The 24202-nt window shown below is 32.1% G+C and carries 19 protein-coding genes; all 19 read left to right on the forward strand.

The genetic code is table 11. The annotated features are described in order from the left end of the window. Window positions 1–120: 120 nt before the first annotated feature. Window positions 121–696 (forward strand): ATP-dependent Clp endopeptidase proteolytic subunit ClpP, encoded by a 576-nt coding sequence (clpP, locus tag Q0V67_RS00445; protein ID WP_297595966.1) that lies wholly within the window; start codon window positions 121–123, stop codon window positions 694–696. A gap of 10 nt (window positions 697–706) precedes the next feature. Then, entirely contained in the window at window positions 707–1954 is a 1248-nt protein-coding gene (clpX, locus tag Q0V67_RS00450; protein ID WP_297595968.1) for an ATP-dependent Clp protease ATP-binding subunit ClpX, read from the forward strand. A gap of 13 nt (window positions 1955–1967) precedes the next feature. Next, complete coding sequence (gene lon, locus Q0V67_RS00455) at window positions 1968–4271, forward strand: endopeptidase La (RefSeq protein ID WP_297595970.1); 2304 nt, start codon at window positions 1968–1970, stop codon at window positions 4269–4271. A gap of 17 nt (window positions 4272–4288) precedes the next feature. After that, window positions 4289–4882, forward strand: coding sequence for a ribosome biogenesis GTP-binding protein YihA/YsxC (yihA, locus tag Q0V67_RS00460; RefSeq protein WP_297595972.1), 594 nt, complete (start codon window positions 4289–4291; stop codon window positions 4880–4882). A 12-nt stretch (window positions 4883–4894) separates the two neighbouring features. Beyond that, window positions 4895–7555, forward strand: coding sequence for a valine--tRNA ligase (locus Q0V67_RS00465; protein ID WP_297595974.1), 2661 nt, complete (start codon window positions 4895–4897; stop codon window positions 7553–7555). Window positions 7556–7692: 137 nt separating this feature from the next. Further along, a complete protein-coding gene (locus Q0V67_RS00470; protein WP_297595976.1) occupies window positions 7693–8559 on the forward strand; it encodes a LysR family transcriptional regulator in 867 nt (288 codons plus the stop codon). A gap of 19 nt (window positions 8560–8578) precedes the next feature. Next, the gene (gmhA, locus tag Q0V67_RS00475) at window positions 8579–9154 is read left to right on the forward strand and encodes a D-sedoheptulose 7-phosphate isomerase (RefSeq protein ID WP_297595978.1); all 576 of its coding nucleotides are present in this window, start codon (window positions 8579–8581) and stop codon (window positions 9152–9154) included. A 39-nt stretch (window positions 9155–9193) separates the two neighbouring features. After that, entirely contained in the window at window positions 9194–10048 is an 855-nt protein-coding gene (locus Q0V67_RS00480) for an endonuclease/exonuclease/phosphatase family protein (protein ID WP_297595980.1), read from the forward strand. Further along, complete coding sequence (locus tag Q0V67_RS00485) at window positions 10041–10670, forward strand: thiamine diphosphokinase (RefSeq protein WP_297595982.1); 630 nt, start codon at window positions 10041–10043, stop codon at window positions 10668–10670. Before Q0V67_RS00480 ends, Q0V67_RS00485 begins: the two co-directional genes overlap by 8 nt. 60 nt (window positions 10671–10730) lie before the next feature. Next, window positions 10731–11969, forward strand: coding sequence for a uracil-xanthine permease family protein (locus Q0V67_RS00490; RefSeq protein WP_297595984.1), 1239 nt, complete (start codon window positions 10731–10733; stop codon window positions 11967–11969). A 219-nt stretch (window positions 11970–12188) separates the two neighbouring features. Then, window positions 12189–14015, forward strand: a complete 1827-nt coding sequence (gene pepF, locus Q0V67_RS00495) for an oligoendopeptidase F (protein WP_297596049.1) — start codon at window positions 12189–12191, stop codon at window positions 14013–14015. A 3-nt stretch (window positions 14016–14018) separates the two neighbouring features. Continuing rightward, a complete protein-coding gene (gene sppA, locus Q0V67_RS00500) occupies window positions 14019–15734 on the forward strand; it encodes a signal peptide peptidase SppA (RefSeq protein ID WP_297595986.1) in 1716 nt (571 codons plus the stop codon). A gap of 75 nt (window positions 15735–15809) precedes the next feature. Then, complete coding sequence (locus Q0V67_RS00505) at window positions 15810–16163, forward strand: YbaB/EbfC family nucleoid-associated protein (protein WP_297595988.1); 354 nt, start codon at window positions 15810–15812, stop codon at window positions 16161–16163. 102 nt (window positions 16164–16265) lie between these two features. Then, window positions 16266–16904 carry a lysophospholipid acyltransferase family protein gene (locus tag Q0V67_RS00510; protein WP_297595989.1) on the forward strand — a complete coding sequence of 213 codons (639 nt, stop codon included), beginning with the start codon at window positions 16266–16268 and terminating at the stop codon, window positions 16902–16904. 24 nt (window positions 16905–16928) lie between these two features. Then, on the forward strand, window positions 16929–18851 hold the full coding sequence (gene metG, locus Q0V67_RS00515; RefSeq protein WP_297595991.1) for a methionine--tRNA ligase: 1923 nt from the start codon (window positions 16929–16931) through the stop codon (window positions 18849–18851). 18 nt (window positions 18852–18869) lie between these two features. Beyond that, window positions 18870–19748, forward strand: a complete 879-nt coding sequence (gene galU, locus Q0V67_RS00520) for a UTP--glucose-1-phosphate uridylyltransferase GalU (RefSeq protein WP_297595993.1) — start codon at window positions 18870–18872, stop codon at window positions 19746–19748. Window positions 19749–19763: 15 nt separating this feature from the next. Beyond that, complete coding sequence (gene groL / locus Q0V67_RS00525; protein WP_297595995.1) at window positions 19764–21377, forward strand: chaperonin GroEL; 1614 nt, start codon at window positions 19764–19766, stop codon at window positions 21375–21377. Between the two features lie 14 nt (window positions 21378–21391). Beyond that, the gene (locus Q0V67_RS00530) at window positions 21392–23092 is read left to right on the forward strand and encodes a phospho-sugar mutase (RefSeq protein ID WP_297595997.1); all 1701 of its coding nucleotides are present in this window, start codon (window positions 21392–21394) and stop codon (window positions 23090–23092) included. A 15-nt stretch (window positions 23093–23107) separates the two neighbouring features. Next, window positions 23108–24187: a radical SAM family heme chaperone HemW gene (hemW, locus tag Q0V67_RS00535; protein ID WP_297595999.1), complete on the forward strand. Its 1080-nt coding sequence runs from the start codon at window positions 23108–23110 to the stop codon at window positions 24185–24187. The last annotated feature ends 15 nt before the right edge of the window (window positions 24188–24202 follow it).

Below are 24202 nucleotides of genomic sequence, written 5' to 3' on the forward strand. Positions count from 1 at the left end.
TCTATATTAACCAGTATTGAGTAGGGATCCCCCTGCTCAATACTGCTTTTTAAAAAATTAGTGTTAAATACCAAAATTCTTTTTAGTATTTAACTTTAAGTTTTTAAAGGAGGGATAAAAATGTATAGTCCAACAGTTATTGAAAATACCGGAAAAGGTGAAAGAGCCTACGATGTCTATTCTAGACTTCTTAAAGATAGAATTATCTTCTTAGGTTGTGAAATTGATGACCAGATAGCTAATGCAATTGTTGCTCAACTCCTATTTTTAGAAGCTGAAGATCCTAATAAAGATATAATTATGTATATAAATAGTCCTGGAGGAGTTATTACCTCTGGTATGGCAATCTATGATACTATGAACTATATTAAGCCAGACGTTCAAACTGTTTGTATTGGACAAGCTGCTAGTATGGGAGCTCTTCTACTTTCTGCTGGAGCAAAAGGAAAAAGATTTTCTTTAGAAAATTCTAGAATTATGATCCATCAGCCTTTAGGCGGAGCAAAAGGACAAGCTACTGACATAGAGATTCAAGCAAAAGAAATTTTAAGAATGAAAGATTTGACATCTAAAATTTTAAGTAAAAATACAAATAAAACGGTTGAAGAGATAATATCTGCAACTGAAAGAGATAATTTTATGAGTGCTGAAGAAGCTAAAGAATTTGGTCTTATAGACCACGTATTCATTAAATAGGAGGGGAAAGATGAATAAAAAAGAACAGTGCTCTTTTTGCGGAAGAACACAAGATGAAGTTTCTAAACTTTTCTCTGGAATTGATGGTTCATTTATTTGTGATGAATGTATTGAAACTTGTTTTGATATGCTTGGCTATGAAAACGACATCTATTATGGAGAAAAAGCAACAGATGCTTCTACAACTAGCTCTTTAACAGGTATACAACTACCAATACCAAAAGAGATTAAACAAAGACTTGATGAGTATGTTATTGGACAGGAAGACAGTAAAAAAGTATTAGCTGTTTCTGTATATAATCACTATAAAAGAATTATGCATAAAGATCAAGGAAGTAAGGATGTTGAATTACAAAAATCAAATGTACTTCTAATAGGACCTACTGGTTCTGGTAAAACTCTTTTAGCTCAAACTTTAGCTAGAACACTTCATGTTCCGTTCGCTATTGCTGATGCAACTACATTGACAGAAGCAGGTTATGTTGGGGATGACGTTGAAAATGTTTTAGTTAGACTTTTACAAGCTGCTGACTATGATGTTGAAGCGGCTGAAAGAGGAATTATTTATATTGATGAAATAGACAAAATCGCTAGAAAATCTGAAAATACCTCTATCACTAGAGATGTTTCAGGAGAAGGGGTTCAGCAAGCTCTTCTTAAAATTATAGAGGGAACTAAATCACAAGTTCCGCCACAAGGTGGCAGAAAACATCCAAACCAAGAACTAATCGAAGTGGATACAACAAATATTTTATTTATTGTTGGTGGAGCTTTTGAAGGTGTGGAAAAAATTATTAAATCTAGAACAAATAAAAAAGTTTTAGGATTTGGAGCTTCTCAAAATGCATTAACTCAAGAAAAAGAGATCGAACTTTTAGGTAAGGTTCTTCCTGAAGATTTAGTTAAACAAGGAATTATTCCTGAATTAGTTGGAAGACTCCCAGTTATTACAACATTATCTCCTCTTGATGAAAAAGCACTTATACAAATTCTTTCTGAACCTAAAAATTCCATTGTAAAGCAGTATAAAAAATTCTTTGAAATGGAAAATGTTGAACTAGAATTTGAAGAAGCCGCTCTTAAAAAAATTGCAACACTTGCTTTAGATAGAAAAATTGGAGCAAGAGGACTTAGATCTATTATCGAAAATATCATGACTGAATTGATGTTTGAAATTCCATCAGATAAAACTATTAAAAAAGTTCTTATCACTGAGGAATCTATTCAAGATTCAACTAAAGTTAAAATTGAACGTTAAGGAGTGATTACTTATGAGTAGATTACCTTTTTTACCTACTAGGGAGATGGTACTTTTCCCTGGAGCAGCTTCTCCTCTTTATGTTGGAAGAGAAAGAAGTTTACTAACAATGACTTTTGCTATGAAAACTAAAAACAAAGTAATTCTGAGTCTTCAAAAAGATCCTTTAGATGAAAATCCAGATTTAAATGAAGGCATTCACAAAATAGGGGTATTGGCTACCATTATACAATCTATACCTCTTCCAAATAAAAGTCTTAAAATTTTAGTTGAAGTTGATAAAAGAGTTCTTATTGAAAGTATTGTTGAAGAAAATGGAATTCTTATGGCTGATTATAGTGTTATTTCTGCTACTGAAGAACCTTCAGCTGAACTTACAGCTCTAAAAAGAAAAGTTATTAGTCTGTTTGAAGAATATTCTTCTTTAAATACTCAAATAAATGCTGAATTCATGGTTCAATTAAAAGGTTTTAGAAAAGCTGGTAAAGTTTTTGATGCTGTTGCCTTCACTTTAGAAGTTGAAGATTCTTTAAAAAGTGAGATTTTAGAAACTCTAGATGTCAATGCCAGAGGATATAAACTTTTGGAAATTCTTAATGACGAAATTGAAATAGCAACTATCGAACAAAAAGTGGATCAAAAAGTTAAGGACAAGATTAATGAAAGTCAAAAGAGTTACTTTATTAGAGAGAAGATTAATACTCTTAGAGAAGAACTTGGAAAAAATGGTGGCGATGAGGATACAGATGACTTAGCTGAAAAAATCAATGCTACAGATCTTCCAGTAGAAGCTAAGCAAAAATTAGAGAATGAGATGAAAAAACTTTCTAAAATGGCTCCTTACTCTGCTGAAGCTACTGTTTCAAGAGCTTATATAGAAAATGTTTTAGAGCTTCCTTGGAATGTTCTTACTCCTGAAACTCTAGACTTAAAAATAGCTCATAATGTTCTTGAGAAAGACCACTACGGACTTAAAGATGTGAAAGAAAGAATTCTAGATTATCTAGCTGTAAAGAAATTAAATCCAGATATGAAAGGAACAATTCTTTGTTTAGCTGGTCCTCCTGGTGTTGGAAAAACATCTCTTGCCAAATCTATTGCTGACTCTTTAGGAAGGAACTTTGTTAGAGTTTCTCTTGGTGGGGTTAGAGATGAGGCTGAAATTAGAGGACATAGAAGAACATATATCGGTTCTATGCCTGGAAGAATAATTAAAGCTATTAAAAATGCTGGAAGTGTTAACCCTGTTATCCTTCTAGATGAGATTGATAAAATGTCTAGTGATTTTAAAGGTGATCCTAGTTCTGCTATGCTTGAAGTACTTGATCCTGAACAAAACAAACATTTTGAAGATCACTATTTAGATATGCCTTTTGATCTCTCTAAAGTATTTTTTGTTGCAACAGCAAACGATTTAAGAAATATTCCTGGACCTCTTAGAGACAGAATGGAAATTATAAATCTTTCATCATACACTGAGTTTGAAAAATTACATATCGCTAATAACTATCTTATAAAGCAAGCTCAATCTGAAAATGGTCTTTCTAACTATAAGATTTCATTTACAGATAAAGCGGTTTTAAAAATTATTGATGAATATACGAGAGAAGCCGGAGTTAGAAATCTAAAAAGAGAGATCTCATCACTTTTCAGAAAAGTTGCTAGAAAAGTATTGGATTCCGAGACAAAATCTATCAGTGTTACAGTTAAAAATCTAGAATCATATCTTGGTCATCCTAAATTCAGACCTGAAAAAGCTAAAAAAATGACTTCTAAAATTGGAGTTGTTAATGGTTTAGCTTGGACTTCTGTTGGTGGAATGACACTTGAAGTTCAAGGTGTTAAAATCCCTGGAAAAGGAAATCTTTCTTTAACTGGAACGCTTGGAAATGTAATGAAAGAATCAGCTATGGTTGCATTTACATATTTAAAAGCCAATTTAGAAAAATATGGAATTGATCCTACAATCCTAGAAAAAAAGGATATACATCTACATTTTCCTGAGGGAGCTACACCTAAAGATGGTCCTTCGGCAGGAACAGCTATTACCACTACAATTCTATCTGTTTTAACAGAGAGAAAAGTAAAACAAACTTTTGCAATGACTGGTGAAATCACTATAACAGGTGAAGTTCTTCCAGTTGGTGGAATTAAAGAAAAGGTTATTGGAGCTCATAGAGCTGGAATAAAAAACATTATTCTTCCCGATGAAAATAGGGTTGATGTTGAAGAAATTCCTGCTGAAGTAACAAAAGATATTACGATATATTTTGCTTCTAACTATGAGGATGTTGAAAAACTTGCTCTTGAAAAATAATAAAAAGAGGTAAAACAATGAATATAAAACAAGCAGATTTCATTAAGTCAGCTGTATTTGAAAGAGATTATCCTGAAGAGTTAAACCATTCTGAGTTTGCTTTTGTGGGTAGATCCAATGTTGGAAAATCATCATTGATCAACAGTATTACTGGAAGAAATAAACTTGCTAAAACAAGTAAAACTCCAGGTAGAACACAATTAATAAACTATTTCCTAATCAATAAAGAGATCTTCTTTGTTGATTTACCTGGTTATGGTTTTGCTAAAGTTCCCAAAGAGATGAAAAAAGAGTGGGGACAAACAATGGAAAGATATCTTGCTAGTCCTAGAAAAAAACTAGTTTTTGTTCTTCTAGATATTAGAAGAGTTCCAAGTGGAGAAGATCTAGATATGTTAAGATGGCTAGATCACTATGGAACTCCTTTTAAAATAATTTTCACTAAAATGGATAAGGTGTCAAATAACGATAAAGTTAAAGCACTAAAAGATATCAGAACAAAAATTGATTTCCATAATGATGATGTTTTCTTCCACTCATCACTAAATAATAATGGAAAACAACAGGTCTTAGACTTTGTTGAACAATATTTAAATGGAGAAACAGAATAGGAGGATTTTTAAATGAATGAATTAGCTACTACATATTCCCCTGGTGAAATTGAGGGAAAATGGTATAAACATTGGGAGGAATCACAGTTCTTTGCAGCTACTATGGACGACAATAAACCAAATTATTCTATTGTTATCCCACCTCCAAACGTAACTGGAATACTTCACATGGGGCATATACTTAATAACAGTATTCAAGATGTTCTTGTTAGATATAAAAGAATGAGTGGTTATAATACTTTATGGATGCCTGGAACTGACCATGCAGGTATCGCTACTCAAAATAAAGTTGAAAGAAAACTAGCTGATGAGGGATTGACTAAAGAGGATCTTGGCAGAGATGAGTTCATCAAGCAAGTTTGGGAATGGAAAGAACAATATGGTGGAGCTATCACTAATCAATTAAGAAAAATTGGTGCTTCTCTTGATTGGAAAAGAGAAAGATTTACTATGGACGAAGGATTATCTGAATCTGTTAAAGATATCTTCATCAAGCTTTTCAATGATGGATTAATTTACCAAGGTGAATACATGGTTAACTGGTGCCCTAGATGTGGTACTGCACTCGCTGATGACGAAGTTGAACATGAAGAGAAAGCCGGGTTTTTATGGAATCTTAGATATCCTGTTAAAGATTCTGATGAGTTTTTAGTTATTGCAACTACAAGACCTGAAACTATGCTAGCTGACGTTGCTATTGCTGTAAATCCTAACGACGAGAGATATTCTCACTTAGTTGGAAAATCTGTTATTCTTCCTCTAGTTGGAAGAGAGATTCCTGTTATTGCTGATGAATATGTTGATATGGAGTTTGGTACAGGAGCTTTAAAAATAACACCTGCACATGACCCTAATGACTTTGCTTTAGGACAAAAGTTCAATCTTCCAATAATCAACATGATGACTCCAGACGGTAAAATTTCTAATGACTATCCTGCATATGCTGGTATGGATAGATTTGATGCCAGAAAAAAAATGGTTGAGGATTTAGATACTCAAGGCTTCCTTGTTAAAGTTGAGGCACATACTCATAACGTTGGTGGATGTTACAGATGTAATACTGTCATAGAACCTAGAGTTTCTAAACAATGGTTTGTTAAAATGGAACCACTTGCTAAAAAAGCATTGGAAGTTGTTAGAAATGGAAAAGTTAAACTGATGCCTAAAAGATGGGAAAAAGTTTACTATAACTGGTTAGATAATATAAGAGATTGGTGTATCTCTAGACAAATCTGGTGGGGACATAGAATTCCTGCTTGGTATGGTCCTGATATGCATATATTTGTTGCTAAAACTGATGAAGAAGCTTATGCTCAAGCTTATGCTCACTATGGTAAAGAGGTTGAATTAACTCAAGAGACTGATGTTCTTGACACTTGGTTCTCATCTGCACTTTGGCCTTTCTCAACTTTAGGTTGGCCTGAGCAAACTCCTGAACTGGATAAATTCTATCCTACTTCAACTCTAGTTACTGGTGCTGATATATTGTTCTTCTGGGTTGCTAGAATGGTAATGTTTGGTATGTATACTATGGATGATATTCCTTTTGAAAATGTTTATCTTCATGGAATTGTTAGAGACGATTCTGGAAGAAAAATGTCTAAATCTTTAGGAAATTCTCCTGATCCTATCAACTTAATTCAAGAGTATGGTGCGGATGCTATAAGATTTACTATGTTATACAATACATCTCAAGGACAAGATGTTCATTTCTCTGAGAAATTAATTGAAATGGGTAGAAACTTTGCCAATAAAATTTGGAATGTTTCAAGATTTGTTTTAATGAACCTTGAAGATTTTGATATCAAATCCTTCGATAAATCTAATGTTGAATTAGAACTTGTTGATGAGTGGATTTTCTCAAGACTTAATAAAACAGCTAAAGATGTTGCTGATAAATTGGATAAATTCCAACTTGATGAAGCTGGAAAATCAATTTACGAATTCCTGAGAGGAGACTTCTGTGACTGGTATGTTGAGCTTGCTAAAGTTAGACTTTACAATAAAGAAGAGTCTGGAATAAAATCTAGACAAACTGCACAATATGTTTTATGGACAGTGCTAGAATCTGGATTAAAACTTTTACATCCATTTATGCCGTTCATTACTGAGGAAATCTGGCAAAAGATAAAACTATCTGGAGATACCATTATGTTAGCTGATTACCCAGTTTGTAATGACTCTTTAGTAAGTGATGAGAAAGAAAGATCTTTTGAATACATTCAAGGTCTTATTTCATCTTTAAGAAATATAAGAGCTGAGAGAGGAATCTCTCCTGCTAAGGAAGCTAAAGTGGTTATCAGAACAGCTAATTCTACTGAGCTTGAGACCTTAAAAGCAAATGAACTATTTATAACTAAACTTACTAAAATTGAAGAATTAACTGTTGGTTCTGATATCCCCACTCCTGAACAAAGTGGATTTAGAGTAAATGGTGATTCTGAGGTGTTCATGATTCTAACTGGACTTTTAGATACTGAATCTGAGGTTAAAAAAATAAATGAACAACTTGAGAAAGTTAAAAAAGATTTAGATAAGGTTAACTCTAAACTATCTGATGAGAGATTTACTTCAAAAGCTCCTGAGCATATTTTAGATAGAGAAAGAAGAATTCAAAAAGAATTCCAGGATAAATATGATAAGTTGGTAGAAAATTTAAAAACCTTCCAATAATAGATTAATTTTAAAATTTTAAGTAGTAGAAATTAATTTTCTACTACTTTTTTAAAATAAAATGTATTCATTGTGTAAAAATTATGCTAAAATAGAATAGTAACTATACATATGAATAATAGTTGGGAGTGATACAATTGGATTTACATTATTTAAGAATATTTTATGAAGTAGCTAAAGAAAAAAGCTTTACTAAAGCAGCTAATAAATTATACATAAATCAATCAGCGGTTTCAATACAAGTTAAAAAATTTGAGGAGATTTTAAATTCTAAACTTTTTGATAGAAGTTCTAAGAAAATAAAATTAACTTACACTGGGGAAGCTCTTTTCAAAATGGCTGAAGAGATTTTTGAAAAAGTAAAAAGAGCAGAAAAAGAGATGGAAAGAATTATCAATCTGGATAAAGCTAAAATATCAATCGGAGCCACATCTGTTATTGGTGAGCCTCTGTTACCACTTTTAATGAAAGATTTCATATCTATTCACGATGAAATTGAATACGATATTACAATCTCTACAAAGCAATGGCTTTTAAAACTATTAAAAGAAGGGGAGTTAGATATTCTTTTAATAGATGAAGAACATATTACAGATCCTAACCTCGAGGTTATAACTGTTGGTTCTGTTCCTTACATACTTGTAGGGATTAAAAACTCATTAAAATTAGAAGCGGTGGCTAAAGAACCATTGATATCAAGAAAAAATATCTATAATAATGATAAGGCAATCAGCCATCTTGAAGATAAAAATCATATTTGTTTCAATACAAAAATCCCTGTTCTTGGTAATCTTGGTGTTATCAAGGGGATGGTAAAAGAGGGAATGGGAAATGTTATCCTCCCTTACTACGCTGTTTATAAAGAGATTCAAAGTGAAGAATTCAAAGTTATCAGAACAATTGATGAAGTTACAGATTCGTATCAAATTGTTATAACTAAGGATAAGAAAAATTTAGCTCACATTATTAAATTTATAAACTTTGTTAAAAACTTTAAACTTTAATTAAAATTAGGAGGTTTATATGTCGCTATTAGATTCATATAAAATTACTCTTTCTCTTTTAGAAAATTTTATAAAAGAAGAAAATGAAAAAAACGAAACAGAAAAAGTTGCTAAAGATTTAGCATCTATTTTTGAATCTGGAAATAAAGTACTGATCTGTGGAAATGGTGGAAGTAACTGTGACGCTCTTCACTTTGCTGAAGAGTTTACAGGAAGATTTAGACAGAACAGAAGAGCACTACCTGCTATATCTCTTTCTGATTCTTCGCACATAACTTGTGTAGGAAATGACTATGGCTTTGACTATATTTTTTCCAGAGGTGTCGAAGCTTACGGTAAAGACGGAGATATGTTTATTGGAATTTCTACTAGTGGAAATTCTGCAAATGTTATTAAAGCTGTTGAAGCTGCAAAAAAAATGGGACTTAAAACCTGCGTTCTTCTTGGGAAAGACGGTGGAAAACTTAAAGGGATGTGTGACTATGAATTCATAATCCCAGGTGAGACTTCCGATAGAATCCAAGAGATACATATGATGATACTTCATATTATTATTGAAGGTGTGGAAAAAATAATGTTCCCCGAAAACTACTAAAATGCCCCCACAGGGGGTATTTTTTTTGGAGGTATTTTTATGAGCAAACTTTTAAAAAGAAGACTACTTCTTGTTCTTATTCTATTAAATCTATTTTGTCTACTTCTTTCTGCTGAAACTCCTGTATCTCAAGCTTATATTGCAACTTTTAATACTCTGAGATTGGGAAAAGGAGTTAAAGACTACTCCCATCTGGCTAAATCTGTTGAGCCTTTTGATATCATTGGGTTAGTTGAGGTTATGAATAAAAAAGGAGTACACAAACTTTTGAGTGAGATTGAAAAAATAAGTGATGAGAAATGGGGCTATTTTATCTCTCCCTATCCTGTAGGAACTGATGAGTATAAAGAATATTATGCCTACATATATAAAAAAAATAGAGTGGAATTTATTAGAAGTGATGGATTTTATCCCGATTTTGAAGATAAATTTATTAGAGAACCTTTTGGAGCAACTTTTAAAATTGAAAACTTTGATTTTACATATGTTCTATTGCATTCAATCTATGGAAAAAAAATCAGCCAAAGGCAATTTGAAGCCAATCAACTTATAGATGTATATACTTATTTCCAAAACTTAGACGAAAAAGAGAATGATATTCTTATTGGCGGGGACTTTAATCTATCTGCTAATGATCCTAGTTTCAAAAATTTTCTTTCACATGAGGATGAGATAATTTACGCTTTAGACCCATCAATTAAAACAACAATCGGAACTAAAGGTTTTGCAAATTCATATGACAACATTTTTCTTTCAAAAAAATACACACAGGAATTTAAGGGGAGAAGCGGTGCTTTAGATATTACAAGGGGGGATTTTATAAAAACTAGAAAGGAGGTTTCTGATCATCTACCTATTTTTTTAATTGTAGATACAGAATACGATGATGACTAAAGCTTTTATCTTTTTAAATGGTGAATTTCCTAAAAAAAAATCATTTTACGACAGTTTAAATATTTCTGAAAACTCTCTTTTTTGCGCCGATGGGGGTGCTAAAAAAGCTATTGAATTAAATATTAAACCTCAAGAAGTTTGGGGAGATTTTGATTCTTTAGATGAGAAATATATCCAGTGGCTTATAGATAGATTTGTCAAATTAAAAAAATTTAATAAAAATAAAAATTTTACAGATGGTGAACTTCTAATTGAATATGTTTCATCTTTAAATTTTGATGAAATCTATATTATTGGTGGACTTGGGGGCCGAATTGATCACTCCCTCACAAATATAAATTTAATTTTTAAATATAATAAATTAATTTTTATAAATGAGTTTGAAAAACTTTTTCTTGTTAAGAATAATCAACATTTCAATTTCTTAAAAGGGAAAACGATATCTTTTATCCCTTTTTCTGATGAAGTTTTTGAACTGACTCTTGAAGGTTTTGAGTACCCTTTGTTTAAGCATCATTTAAAAAGAGGAGATTCAATCTGCATCAGCAACATTATTACTTCTGAAAAAGCAATCGTTAATTTTTCTTCTGGAAAACTTTTGGGAACATTAAGTTTAGATTGACATTTTTCTTAAAATAATGTAGGCTATTCAATGGTAAAAAAAATTATGGAGGATTATAAAATGACTAATTTATCTACAAAAAGTAAATTATTGCTAGGAATTCAACATGTTTTAGCTATGTTTGGTGCTACTGTTTTAGTTCCTTTTTTAACTGGGTTGAACCCTTCGATCGCTCTTCTTTCAGCTGGTATTGGAACTCTTCTTTTCCATCTGTGCACGAAAGGAATTGTACCCGTTTTTTTAGGATCATCTTTTGCTTTTATTGGAGCTCTTTCTCTTGTTTTAAAAGAGGAGGGAATAGGTGCGATTAAAGGTGGAGTAATTTCTGCTGGTTTTGTCTATATCTTCATGTCTTGTATGGTTAGAGTCTTTGGGGTAGATAAAATAAAATCATTTTTCCCGCCAGTTGTAGTTGGACCAATTATTATGGTAATCGGTTTAAGACTTAGCCCTGTGGCTCTATCTATGGCTGGATATTCAAATGGACACTTTGATTTAAAAAGCTTAGTTGTGGCTCTTATTGTAGTTATAACAATGATAAGTATATCTATCTTAGAAAAATCATTTTTTAGACTTGTACCTATCTTAATCTCTGTTATTCTTGGATATATCGTTTCAATTTTTTTAGGAATGGTTGATTTTACTCCTATTGCTAATGCAAACTGGATTGGATTTTCTTCTGAAGCTCTAAAAGATTTATTGACTCTACCTAAATTTTCTCTCACAGCTATTCTTGCTATCGCACCTATCGCTCTTGTTGTTTTTATTGAGCATATCGGGGATATAACCACCAATGGAGCTGTTGTTGGAAAAGATTTCTTTAAAAATCCTGGAATTGCTAGAACTTTACTAGGTGATGGTGTAGCAACTGTTGCTGCCGGTCTTATTGGAGGTCCAGCTAACACTACATATGGTGAAAATACTGGAGTTCTGGCTGTAACTAAAGTCTATGATCCAGCTATATTAAGAATTGCTGCTTGCTATGCAATCGTTCTTAGCTTTATTGGAAAATTTGGAGTTATTTTACAAACAATTCCTACTCCAGTTATGGGTGGAATCTCTATTATTTTATTTGGTATGATAGCATCAGTTGGAGTTAGAACTGTAGTAGATGCGGAGTTAGATTTTTCTCACTCAAGAAACCTACTTATTGCATCTTTAATCTTTGTATTGGGAATTGCTATTGATAATATTATCATTTGGAAAACTGTTTCTCTATCAGGGCTAGCAATTGCTGCTCTTATTGGAGTTATTCTTAATAAAATACTTCCAAAAGATAGATTGGATGAAGAAAAATAATTTTTAAAATAGGAAGAGCCCCTTCCTATTTTTTATTTTTTGTTGTAATATATAAAATATATTAAAGGAATAGGGGGATTTTTAATGAAAAAATTTATGCTTCTTATCATAATTGCCAACATAGGAGTTTTGGGTCACTACTTCTATGAAACTGACAAAAATCCATTCAAAGAAATAACCAATTTAAAATTTACTGAAAATAAAAAGGAGGAACTTTCTATGCAAAACAATAGAAACGAAATAGCTACAAAATATAAATGGAACTTAGATGATATATATCCTAACTGGGAACTTTGGAATAAAGATTTGATAGTTCTTAAAGAGATGATGGCAAAAATACCATCTTACAAGGACAAACTCTCTCAAAATCCAACGGTTTTTATTGAATTTATCGAACTTGAGGAAAAAACTTCAAGACTATTGGATAAAATATATCTTTATCCCTATCTTCAAAGAGATTTAGATTCTACAAATGAAGAAGCTTCTATAAAACTACAAGAGATTGAAAGTATATATGCTAATTATTCGATTTCATCATCTTGGGTTACACCTGAAATTTTAACTATCCCTAAAGAAACTATGATTGCTTGGATTGATACTAATCCTATTTTAGAGCCCAATAGATTCCCTTTGATGGAGATATATAGACTTCAAGAACACGTTTTATCATCTGATAAAGAAAGACTTCTATCATACTTTGGACAATATTTAGGTGTTCCTTCCGACATATACAGTGAACTTTCAACCTCTGACATCAAATGGAATGAGATTGAACTTGCAGATGGAACAAAACTTCCAGTTACAAATGCCGCTTATTCAAAGATTGTGTCTACTGACAGAAATCAAGAGGATAGAAAAAAAGCTTTTGAAGCTCTATATAACTCTTTTAATGTAAATAAAAATACATATGCTTCCATATATAAAAGTATACTTCAAAGAGATTTTGCATCTGCACAATCTAGAAACTATTCTAATAGTTTAGACAAAGCTTTAAATCCTAAAGATATCCCGATTGAAGTTTATAAAACCTTAATCGAATCCACAAAAGAGAATACTTCTCCATTAAAAAGATATATCTCTCTTAGAAAAAAAGCTTTAAATCTTAAAGACTATCACTACTATGACAATTCAATCAATATTGTTAACTACAACAAAGAGTTCTCATATGAAGAAGCTAAAGATTATGTTTTAGAGTCTGTAAAACCTCTTGGGGATAGTTATTATGATGGTTTAAATACAGCTTTAGGTGAAGGGTGGCTCGATGTCTATGAAACTCCTAATAAAAGAAGTGGAGCTTACTCTATAAATATCTATGATGTACATCCATATATGCTTTTAAATTATAATGGAACTATGGATGCTGTATTTACTCTTGCACATGAACTTGGTCATACTATGCACTCTATGCTTTCCACTAAAAACCAGCCTTATCCTATCAGTAGTTACACTATATTTGTTGCTGAGGTCGCTTCAACATTCAATGAAAGACTGCTTCTGGATAATATGCTAAAAAAAACAACTGACTCTAAAGAGAGAATAGCTTTAATTGAACAGGCTATCGGCGGAATTGTTGGAACTTACTATATTCAAACTCTATTTGCTGATTATGAATATCAAGCCCATCAAATAGTTGAAAATGGCGGAGCTATCACCCCAGATATTTTAAATAACATTATGTCCAACTTATTTTTAGAATATTTTGGAGATGAAATGACGATGGATGAATTACAAAAAATTATATGGGCTAGAATTCCTCATTTTTATAACTCACCATATTACGTATATCAGTACGCTACAAGCTTTGCATCATCTGCTAATCTATACAATAGAATAACTGATGATAAATATACTCTTGAAGAGAGAGAGGCATCTAAAGCGGCCTATCTTGAACTGCTAAAATCTGGTGGCAACGACCATCCTATGAATCAGTTAAAAAAAGCTGGAGTAGATCTGAGTAAAAAAGACACTTTTTTAGCTGTCGCAACTGAATTTAATAGACTTCTAGACCTTTTAGAAGAGGAGTTAAAAAAAGAGAAAGGAGAATAATTTATGATTCTATTACAAGGTATTTATAATTTTTTAAAATTTGTTATTAGAGAAATTTCATCCATGCTTATTAAATTTATTTTCTTTATATTTTTAATTATTTTGGCTTTTAATTATTTTTCTAAAACTAAAAAATCTCCTGTTACAACAAAGACATATTTAAAGGTTGATCTTTCAAAAGAGTTTAAGGATACTTTTATTCAATCACCTTTGAGTCTTAGCCCTAATTCTCTAAATTTTTATCAACTTTTAAATAGAGTTTCTGCTTCAAAAGATGATGACAATATTCTGGGAATAATTTTATTTCTTGATGGAAACACACTCAATCGAACTCAGATTGGTGAATTAGGCGAATGCTTGAAAAAGTTTAAAGCAACAAATAAGCCAATATACTCATATGGTGCATACATGGATAATAACACTCTTCTGTTAAGCAGTTATTCCACTGAATCTATTATGCCACCATCAGAATCTACCGCTGTTAATATAACTGGATATATTAAAGATTTACCTTACTACAAAGATCTCACAGAAAAATTAGGAATAGAGGTCAATGTTGTACATGTTGGTGATTTTAAAACATATGGTGAGAACTATACAAGAAGTGAGATGTCTCCTGAAAATAGACTGGATTTAAAAAGAATTTTAAATAAAGGTTATTCTTTTTTCATCGAAGATATCTCTAAAAATTTATCATTTGACATAGAGAAATTTAATACTTTAACTCTTTCTGGAGATTTAATGGGAGAAAGTTCCTCTATTTTAAATAAAAATAAGTTGATTACTTCATTAGCTTATTGGGAAAACTTTAAAAAAGAAAAAAAGATAGAATCTTTAACTGAAATTGGAGATTATAGTCTTCCTAAAGAACGTCTATCTAAAAATCAAATAGCTATTATTTATGCTGAAGGAGAAATTAACTATTCTAGTTCTAGAAATCCAACTTCAAATACAATCACCCCAGATAAAATAATTCCTATTTTAGAAAAAGTTGAAAAAGATAAAAATATTAAAGGTGTTATCTTGAGAGTCAACTCCCCTGGTGGATCAGCCCTTGCATCTGATATCATATATAATAGTGTTAAAAAAATGACAAAACCTGTCTATGTATCTATTGGAAGTGTTGCTGCTTCTGGTGGTTACTATATATCTACCGCAGCCACAAAAATTTTTGCTAATAAAGATAGTATTACTGGTTCAATAGGGGTAGTTAGCTTAATTCCGAATTTCAAAAAATTAAGTGAAAAAGTGGGTGTAAATATTGAGGGTATATCTTTGGGGAAATTTGCTGATCTATACTCTTTAACCGCTGAAATGACTCCTGAAAGAAAAGAAAAGATATACAACTCAAATTTAAAAGTTTACAATGAATTTTTAAATAAAGTTGCTTACGGTAGAAATCTTCCTTTAAATGATGTCGAAAAAATTGCACAAGGTAAAGTTTGGCTGGGTGAAGAAGCTATAAATATAGGTCTTGTTGATTCTATTGGTGGTATCAATACGACAATTGAAACTTTGGCTTCTGATTTAAATATACAAGAGAACTACTCTGTAACTGAAATTCCTTATGAAGAGGATTTCAAATCTATGTTTGAATCAAATTTCTTTCCTATACAGACTTTACTAAATCTTAGACTTTTAGATAAAAGTGATTTAATGAAAACTTTAATTAAAGAGGATGAACTTTTATTTAAGCCTATTTTATACATGAGCTTTTAAATCTGTAGTTGAAAATTCCTTCTTCTATATGATATAATCATAACAATTACATAATAAATTCTAGGAGGGGTTAAATTGGTTAGAAAAATAAAAGGACAAAAAGCTACTGGAGGAAACTCTCAAGCTGATATATTAAGACAAGCTCAAGCTATGCAACAAGAAATGCTTGCTGTACAAGATTCTTTAAAAGGAAAAGAGGTTGAAGCTTCTGTTGGTGGTGGAGCTGTTATTGTTAAAGCTAACGGACAAAAAGATATCGTTTCTATTAAAATATCTGAAGAAACTATAAAAGATGCTATTGAAGATAAAGAGATGTTAGAGGACTTAATTCTTTCTGCTGTTACTGAAGCTATGAGACAAGCTGATGAGTTGGCTGAAAAAGAGATGTCTGCTGTTACTGGTGGAATCAACATCCCTGGACTATTCTAGTTTGAATTTTAAAGCACCGATACTATTGTGTTGGTGCTTTTTTTTACATCAAATTTATGATATAATTAACTTAAAATACTATATTTATGGGTGGTTTTTTCAATGGAAAATAAAAAATACAAGAGGTATGGTTTAGTTCTATACTACTTATTAAAAATTATTTCAAAAACTATGAAAGTAGAAGTTATCAAAAGCTCATTGATTAAAGATGGAGAAGGTTATGTCTGTGGATTTTGGCACAATAAACTTGTTGGTGCATCCTTAGGACTAATTAATATATCACAAAATAAAGCTGTTTTAGCGAGTCCATCTAAAGATGGTGAATTGATCTCTATCCCACTTGAAAAAATGGGTTTTACAGTTGTTAGAGGCTCTTCTGGAAAAGATTCCATCAAATCAGTTTTAAAGTTAATAAAACTTATAAAGGATGGGTATAGTATTGGGACTCCGTTAGATGGCCCAAAAGGTCCTATTTACCAAGTTAAATCTGGAATGATATATCTTGCCCAAAAATCTGGGAACGCTATTCTTCCGGTTGGAGTCGCCTTCAGTAATAAGTGGACTTTTGAAAAAGCTTGGGATAAATTCCAAATGCCAAAACCTTTTTCTAAAATGGTCTGTATTCTTGGAGATCCTATTTTTATCCCTGAAAATGCTGAAAAAGAGCATTATTTAGATATTGTCAGAGATACTCTACTTGAATTAGACAAAGAAGCTGAAATGAAATTAGGAAAAAAATAAAAAATATTTGAAAGGAGATTATAAATGAGTAAAAATTTTTATGTGACTACACCGATATATTATGTTAATGGGGATCCACATGTTGGAAGTGCCTATACTACAATCGCTGCTGATGTTATTGCTAAGTATAAAAAATCGATGGGATTTGATGTTTTCTTTTTAACAGGAACTGACGAGCATGGACAAAAAGTAGAGGAGGCTGCAAAGACAAGAGGTCTTACACCTCAAGCTTGGACTGATTCTATGGCTCCTAGATTCATCGATATGTGGAAAGCTTTAGATGTAAATTATACAGATTTTATAAGAACTACTGAACCAAGACATAAAGAAGCCGTTAAAAAAATCTTAAAAACAGTTCATGATAAAGGAGATATTTATAAGGGTGAATATGAAGGTAAATATTGTGTTTCTTGTGAAACTTTTGTTCCTGAAAATCAAATTGTAAATGGTAATCACTGTCCTGATTGTGGAAAGGAATTAAGAACAGTTAAAGAGGAGTCTTACTTCTTCAAAATGTCTAAATATCAAGATATATTGTTAGATTATATAGAAAAACATCCCGACTTTATTCTTCCTCACTCTAGAAAAAATGAGGTTGTTTCATTTATAAAACAGGGATTACAAGATCTTTCAATCTCTAGAAATACTTTTGAATGGGGAATTCCCATTGAGTTTGCTCCAGGACATATAACTTACGTTTGGTTTGATGCCCTAACAAATTACCTGACTGCTGTTGGATATGAAAATAATCCCGAGCTCTTCGATAAGTTTTGGAATAACTCTGAAGTTGTGCATCTTTTAGGAAAAGATATTTTGAGATTCCACGCTATTATATGGCCTTGTATGCTTCTATCAGCTGGAATAAAACTTCCTAATAAAATTGTAGCACACGGTTGGTGGACTTCTGAAGGAGAAAAAATGTCAAAATCTAAAGGGAATGTTGTTGCTCCCTTAGATGAAGTAAAAAAATATGGTGTCGATGCTTTTAGATACTGCTTGATGAGAGAGGTTAATTTTGGAAATGATGGAGATTACTCAACACCTTCTATCGTAACAAGAATTAATTCCGATCTTGCAAATGATTTGGGAAATCTTTTAAATAGAACTTTAGGTATGTATGGAAAATACTTCAATGGAGTCATCGTTAAAGCCAATGCTTTAGATGATGTCGACTCATCTGTTAAAATACTGTGGGAAGAAACTCTTAATCTTGTTGATTACCATATGAACAGGGTTGAATTTTCAAAAGCATTAGAAGCTATCTGGAAATTTATCTCTAGAATGAATAAATATGTTGATGAGACTGCACCTTGGTTATTAATAAAAGATGAAGCAAAAAAAGAAAGACTTGGAACAGTTATGAATTTTCTTGTTCAATCGCTTTACAAAGTTGCTGTATTAACTGCTCCTTATATGCCAACGGCTTCTCAAAAGATTTGGAATCAACTTGGTTTTGAGCAAGATATTATGGATACAAAGATAGAGAGTATCAAAGGATGGGATCTTTTAACTGAAGGGCATGTTCTTGGAACTCCTGAACCAATTTTCCCTAGATTAGAGGTTGAGAAAAAAGAAGCTAAAAAAGATCCTTTATCTATAAATGAAGAGTTAGAAGTAGAAAATCCAATTGAAATTGCTGATTTTGATAAAATTGATATTCAAGTTGTAGAAATTTTAGAAGCTTCAAATATTGAAGGAGCTGATAAACTTCTTAAATTCAAAGTAAAAACAGCGAATGAAGTTAGACAAATCGTTTCAGGAATTGCAAAATATTACCCAGCACCAGAAGAATTGATAGGTAAAAAAGTACTTGCTATTTTAAACCTTCCATCGGTTAAGTTAAGAGGGGTTCTTTCTCAGGGGATGCTTTTAAGCTCAACTGAAAAGAAAAAACTTAAACTTGTAGAAGTTGATTCAAGTGTAAAAATAGGTTCGAAAATAAAATAAATTTTAGGGGGAAATATAATGAAAAAAGTTACTAAAGCTATTATACCAGCAGCAGGTTTAGGAACAAGGGTTTTACCTGCTACAAAAGCTCAACCGAAGGAGATGCTTGTCATTGTTGACAAGCCTTCTCTTCAATACATTGTGGAAGAATTAGTTCAATCTGGAATTACAGATATCGTAATTGTTACTGGTAGAAATAAAAACTCTATCGAAGATCATTTTGATTTTTCATATGAACTTGAAAATACTCTTGAAAAAGATGGTAAGTTTGAACTGTTAAAAAAAATTGATGATATTTCGAGTATGGCCAATATCTACTACGTGAGACAAAACCATCCTTTAGGTTTGGGACATGCTATTTTAAAGGCTAAATCTTTTATTGGTAACGAGCCTTTTCTTATCGCTCTTGGGGACGATATCGTTCACAATCCCGAAGCTCCTGTTGCCAAGCAACTCATAGATGTCTATGAAAAATATGGATCTAGTGTTATCGGGGTTCAAGAGGTTGAAAACAAAGATGTGTCAAAATATGGAATTGTTAAACCATCTAACACATTGGATCAAGATACTGTTGAAATAGTTGATTTTATTGAAAAACCAAGTATTGAAGAAGCGCCTTCTAATTTCGCCTGTCTAGGAAGATACCTTCTTTCTGGAGATATCTTTGATTATTTAGAGAAAACTGAACCTGGAAAAGGTGGGGAGATTCAACTTACTGACGCTATTTTAAAAATGATCCATGACGAAAAAAAAGTTGTTGCCTATAATTTTAAAGGAAAAAGATACGATATAGGAAATAAAATTGGTCTTCTTAAAGCCAATATCGAATTCGGCCTTAGAAATGAAGAGACTAGGAATGATTTGATCAAATATCTAAAAGAGGAGATTAAATTCTAATAGGGGGGTATTTTTATGGCTAAGATTATTAAATTTAATTCAGAAGCTAGAAAAAAATTAGAGGACGGTGTTAATATTTTAGCAGATGCTGTTAAAATAACTCTTGGCCCTCGTGGAAGAAATGTTGTTCTTGAAAAAGCTTATGGGGCTCCTCTCATAACAAATGATGGAGTCTCTATCGCTAAAGAGATTGAACTAGATGATCCTTTTGAAAATATGGGAGCACAACTTATCAAAGAGGTTGCTACTAAAGCTAATGATGTTGCAGGCGACGGTACTACTACCGCAACTGTCCTCGCACAAGCTATAGTTAAAGAGGGGCTTAAAATGGTTTCAGCAGGAGCTAACCCCATTTTTATTAAAAAAGGAATTGAAAAAGCTACTAAGCAAGCAGTTAAACTTCTTATAGAAAAATCTAAAAAAGTCCAATCCAATAGTGAAATCGCTCAAGTTGCATCAATTTCTGCAAGCGATGAAGAGATTGGACTTTTAATAGCTGAAGCTATGGAAAAAGTTGGAGATACAGGTGTTATTAGTGTTGAGGAAGCTCGTTCTCTTGAAACTACTTTAGAAGTTGTTGAAGGTATGGAGTTTGAAAAAGGGTACCTGTCACCTTATATGGTTACAGACTCTGAAAGAATGGAAGCTATTTTAGAAATGCCATATATTCTAATTACAGATAGAAAAATATCTACTATGAAAGAGCTTCTTCCTTTACTTGAAAAAACTGTTCAAACATCTAAACCTCTTCTTATTATTTCTGAGGATTTAGATGGTGAAGCACTTGCCACTTTAGTTTTAAACAAAATTAGAGGCACTTTAAATGTGATTGGAGTTAAAGCACCTGCATTTGGAGATAGAAGAAAAGCCATGCTGGAAGATATCGCTGTGCTCACTGGTGGACAAGTTATTTCCGAAGATAAAGGAATGAGAATTGAGGATGCCGAGTTAAGTCATCTAGGAAGAGCTAAAAAAATTAGAATCACTAAGGACTCAACAGTTATTATTGATGGTTTAAGCGCTACTTCAGAGCTAAGTTCTCGAGTTGCGCAGATTAAAAATCAAATAAATGAAACTGTTTCGGAATACGATAAAGAAAAACTCCAAGAAAGACTAGCTAAACTCTCTGGAGGAGTTGCAATTATTAAAGTTGGAGCCGCTACTGAAATAGAGATGAAAGAGAAAAAATTGAGAATTGAGGATGCTCTTAATGCCACTAGAGCGGCTGTAGAAGAAGGTGTTGTTCCTGGCGGAGGTGTTGCTCTAGCTGAGATTGCCAACTCTATGGAAGATTTCATCTTAGAGGGAGAAGAAGGAATTGGGGCTGAAATTGTAAAAAAAGCTTTAAGTTCTCCTTTAAAGCAGATAGCTATAAATGCTGGTCTTGATGGTGGGGTAGTTGTAGAGAAAGTTAAAAACTTACCTGAAGGATTTGGACTTAACGCTGCTACTGAAGAATATGTAAATATGATTGAGAATGGAATTTTAGATCCTACGAAAGTTACTCGTTCAGCTCTACAAAATGCTAGTTCTATTTCATCTCTTATCTTAACTACAGAGGTTATTATTGCTAATAAAAAAGAACCTATCGGTAGCGGTTCAAATCAAAATATGGGAGATATGATTTAAGGGGAGGATTAAAAATGGATAAATTTACTTTAGAAAACTATAACATATGGCTTAATTCAGAATATATTGATACAAAAGATAGAATTGACTTAAAATCTATTGAAAATAATCCGCAGGAAATTGAGGATAGGTTTTATACTAATTTAAGTTTTGGTACCGGTGGTATGAGAGGTGTTAGAGGAGTGGGTATAAACAGAATTAATAAATATACTATTCGAAAAGCAACCCAAGGTCTAGCTAACTATATCCTTAAAACTACTGATGAAAATGGTAAAAAAATGGGAGTAGCTATCGCTTACGATTGTAGAATTGGTTCAGAAGAGTATGCTCTTAATACCGCATTAGTTCTTGCTGGAAATGGTATAAAATCTTATCTTTTTAAGTCTCTAAGATCAACTCCAGAACTATCTTTTGCCGTTAGAGAATTAAAAGCCATTGCTGGGGTTGTTGTTACAGCTTCTCATAATCCACAGGAATACAATGGATATAAAGTTTACTGGAAGGATGGATGCCAAATTATCGAGCCTCAAGCTAGTGGTATTGTGAATATGGTCAATGATGTTAAATCTTTTGATGATATTAAAATTATGGATAAAAATCTAGCTTTTGAAAAAGGACTTGTTGAGTATATTGATGAGTGCATGGATACTAATTTTTTAGAAGCAGTTAAACAACAGATTATTCATAATGATATTCCTGGAAAAAAAGATTTTAAAATTGTTTATTCCCCTCTTCATGGAACTGGTGGAAGACCTGTTAAAAGAATTTTTTCTGAAACTGGTTTTAACTCTGTCTTTGTTGTTCCTGAACAAGAGCAACCAGATGGAAATTTTCCCACTTGTTCATACGCAAACCCTGAGGATCCTGCTGTTTTTAAATTGAGTATAGATTTAGCTAATAAAGTTGGAGCTGATATTTGTATGGCAAATGATCCTGATGCCGATCGAATTGGAGTTGCCGTTAAAGATTCCAATAATAACTGGATATATCCTAATGGAAATCAAATCGGACTTCTATTGATGAATTATATTCTTGAAAATAAGAAAAATATTCCTAAAAATGGTGCCGTTATCTCCACTGTAGTTTCTACACCTATGCTTGATATTATTGCCAAGGAAAAAAATATCAAAATTTTTAGAACATTGACTGGTTTTAAATTTATTGGAGAAAAAATAAGAGAGTTCGAAGAAGGAATTTATGACGCCACTTTTTTGATGGGGTTTGAAGAGTCTTATGGATATCTAGTAGGGACCCATGCTCGTGATAAGGATGCAGTTGTGTCAACTCTTCTTATCGCTGAAATGGCAGCATACTACGCTAGTTTAGACTCTTCTATTCCTTGTGAACTTGAAAAACTTTATAAAAAATTTGGTTTTTATAGAGAAGGTATTCTAGCAGTTACTAAAAAAGGTAAAGATGGAGTTGAGGCCATCTCTAAAATAATGACTAATTTGAGAGAAAATGAATTCAAAACTCTTTTAGATAAAAAAGTAATTAAAAAGATAGACTTTGAATCTGAAATTATTGAGCCCATTCCCCTTCCAAAATCAAATGTTATTCAATTTGTTTTGGAAGATAATACATATATAACTGCTAGACCTTCTGGAACGGAACCTAAAATTAAATATTATTTCTGTGTTGTTGACTCAACAGAGGAGAAAGCTAATGAAAAGTTAGCTAAAACTATGAAAGACTTTGAAACTTTCATCGGTTAAAATGGAGGAATTTTTATGTTAAATGGAATTTATATACATATTCCGTTCTGCTTAAACAAATGTAATTACTGCGATTTTTTATCTTTTAAATCAACAGTTGAAGAGAGAGAAAAATATGTAACCGCTCTTATTGAAGAGATCAATATGTATCCTAAATTCTCTTTGAACACTGTTTACTTTGGTGGAGGGACTCCGTCCCTTCTAACTCCTGAACAAGTTTCAAGAATTTTATCCAATTTAAATATCAGTGAAAATGCAGAAATTACCTTAGAAGTTAATCCTAAAACTGTAAATCTTGAAAAATTTAAAAGTTTTAGAAAGTCTGGTATAAATAGAGTCAGTATAGGAATCCAAAGCTTTGATAGTGAAAATTTAAAAACACTGGGACGAATGCACTCCTCTGCTGAAGGCGAGGAGGCTTTCTTTTTAGCAAGAAAAGCTGGATTTGAAAATATAAGTTTAGATTTAATGTTCTCTCTTCCCAATCAAAGTTTAGAGAATTTGAAATTTGATTTAAAAAAACTCTTCTCCTTAAAACCAGAGCACTTTTCAATCTACTCCCTTATTTGGGAAGAGGGGACTGAATTCTTTACTAAGCTTGAAAAAGGAGAATACAAGGAAACTGATAATGATTTAGAAGCATCCATGTATGAAGTAATTATTGAAGAGGCAGAAAAACAAGGTTATATACAGTATGAAATTTCAAATTTCTGTCTCCCTGGGAAAAGAGCTCTTCATAACACAAAATATTGGAAAAATGAGGAATATTTAGGTGTTGGTTTAGGAGCATCCGGATACTATAATGACATACGTTATAAAAATGACTTAACCTTTCCTGAATATTATGGTAAGATATCTAATGGTATAAAACCTATTTTTGAAGAGGAATTTGTATCTCCTGATGAAAAAGAAGTTTATGAATATATACTCGGTCTAAGAGTTATTCCTGATGGTATTTTTCCTAAGGGAAAATCTCTCTCTCTTTGCGAAACATTGGTTGAAAAAGGATTTCTTATAAAGAAAAATGCTAATAACTACACTCTTTCTAAAAAGGGTATTCTTATGGCCAACGATGTTTTTAGTGAATTTATATAATTTTTTAGGAGGATT

Source organism: uncultured Cetobacterium sp. (assembly GCF_947072685.1).
Classification (GTDB): Bacteria; Fusobacteriota; Fusobacteriia; order Fusobacteriales; family Fusobacteriaceae; genus Cetobacterium_A.

Coding starts and splice junctions, on each gene's coding strand:
- clpP (WP_297595966.1), top strand. CDS start 121: ATGTATAGTCCAACAGTTATTGAAAATACCGGAAAAGGTGAAAGAGCC.
- clpX (WP_297595968.1), top strand. CDS start 707: ATGAATAAAAAAGAACAGTGCTCTTTTTGCGGAAGAACACAAGATGAA.
- lon (WP_297595970.1), top strand. CDS start 1,968: ATGAGTAGATTACCTTTTTTACCTACTAGGGAGATGGTACTTTTCCCT.
- yihA (WP_297595972.1), top strand. CDS start 4,289: ATGAATATAAAACAAGCAGATTTCATTAAGTCAGCTGTATTTGAAAGA.
- Q0V67_RS00465 (WP_297595974.1), top strand. CDS start 4,895: ATGAATGAATTAGCTACTACATATTCCCCTGGTGAAATTGAGGGAAAA.
- gmhA (WP_297595978.1), top strand. CDS start 8,579: ATGTCGCTATTAGATTCATATAAAATTACTCTTTCTCTTTTAGAAAAT.
- Q0V67_RS00480 (WP_297595980.1), top strand. CDS start 9,194: ATGAGCAAACTTTTAAAAAGAAGACTACTTCTTGTTCTTATTCTATTA.
- Q0V67_RS00485 (WP_297595982.1), top strand. CDS start 10,041: ATGACTAAAGCTTTTATCTTTTTAAATGGTGAATTTCCTAAAAAAAAA.
- Q0V67_RS00490 (WP_297595984.1), top strand. CDS start 10,731: ATGACTAATTTATCTACAAAAAGTAAATTATTGCTAGGAATTCAACAT.
- pepF (WP_297596049.1), top strand. CDS start 12,189: ATGCAAAACAATAGAAACGAAATAGCTACAAAATATAAATGGAACTTA.
- sppA (WP_297595986.1), top strand. CDS start 14,019: ATGATTCTATTACAAGGTATTTATAATTTTTTAAAATTTGTTATTAGA.
- Q0V67_RS00510 (WP_297595989.1), top strand. CDS start 16,266: ATGGAAAATAAAAAATACAAGAGGTATGGTTTAGTTCTATACTACTTA.
- metG (WP_297595991.1), top strand. CDS start 16,929: ATGAGTAAAAATTTTTATGTGACTACACCGATATATTATGTTAATGGG.
- galU (WP_297595993.1), top strand. CDS start 18,870: ATGAAAAAAGTTACTAAAGCTATTATACCAGCAGCAGGTTTAGGAACA.
- groL (WP_297595995.1), top strand. CDS start 19,764: ATGGCTAAGATTATTAAATTTAATTCAGAAGCTAGAAAAAAATTAGAG.
- Q0V67_RS00530 (WP_297595997.1), top strand. CDS start 21,392: ATGGATAAATTTACTTTAGAAAACTATAACATATGGCTTAATTCAGAA.
- hemW (WP_297595999.1), top strand. CDS start 23,108: ATGTTAAATGGAATTTATATACATATTCCGTTCTGCTTAAACAAATGT.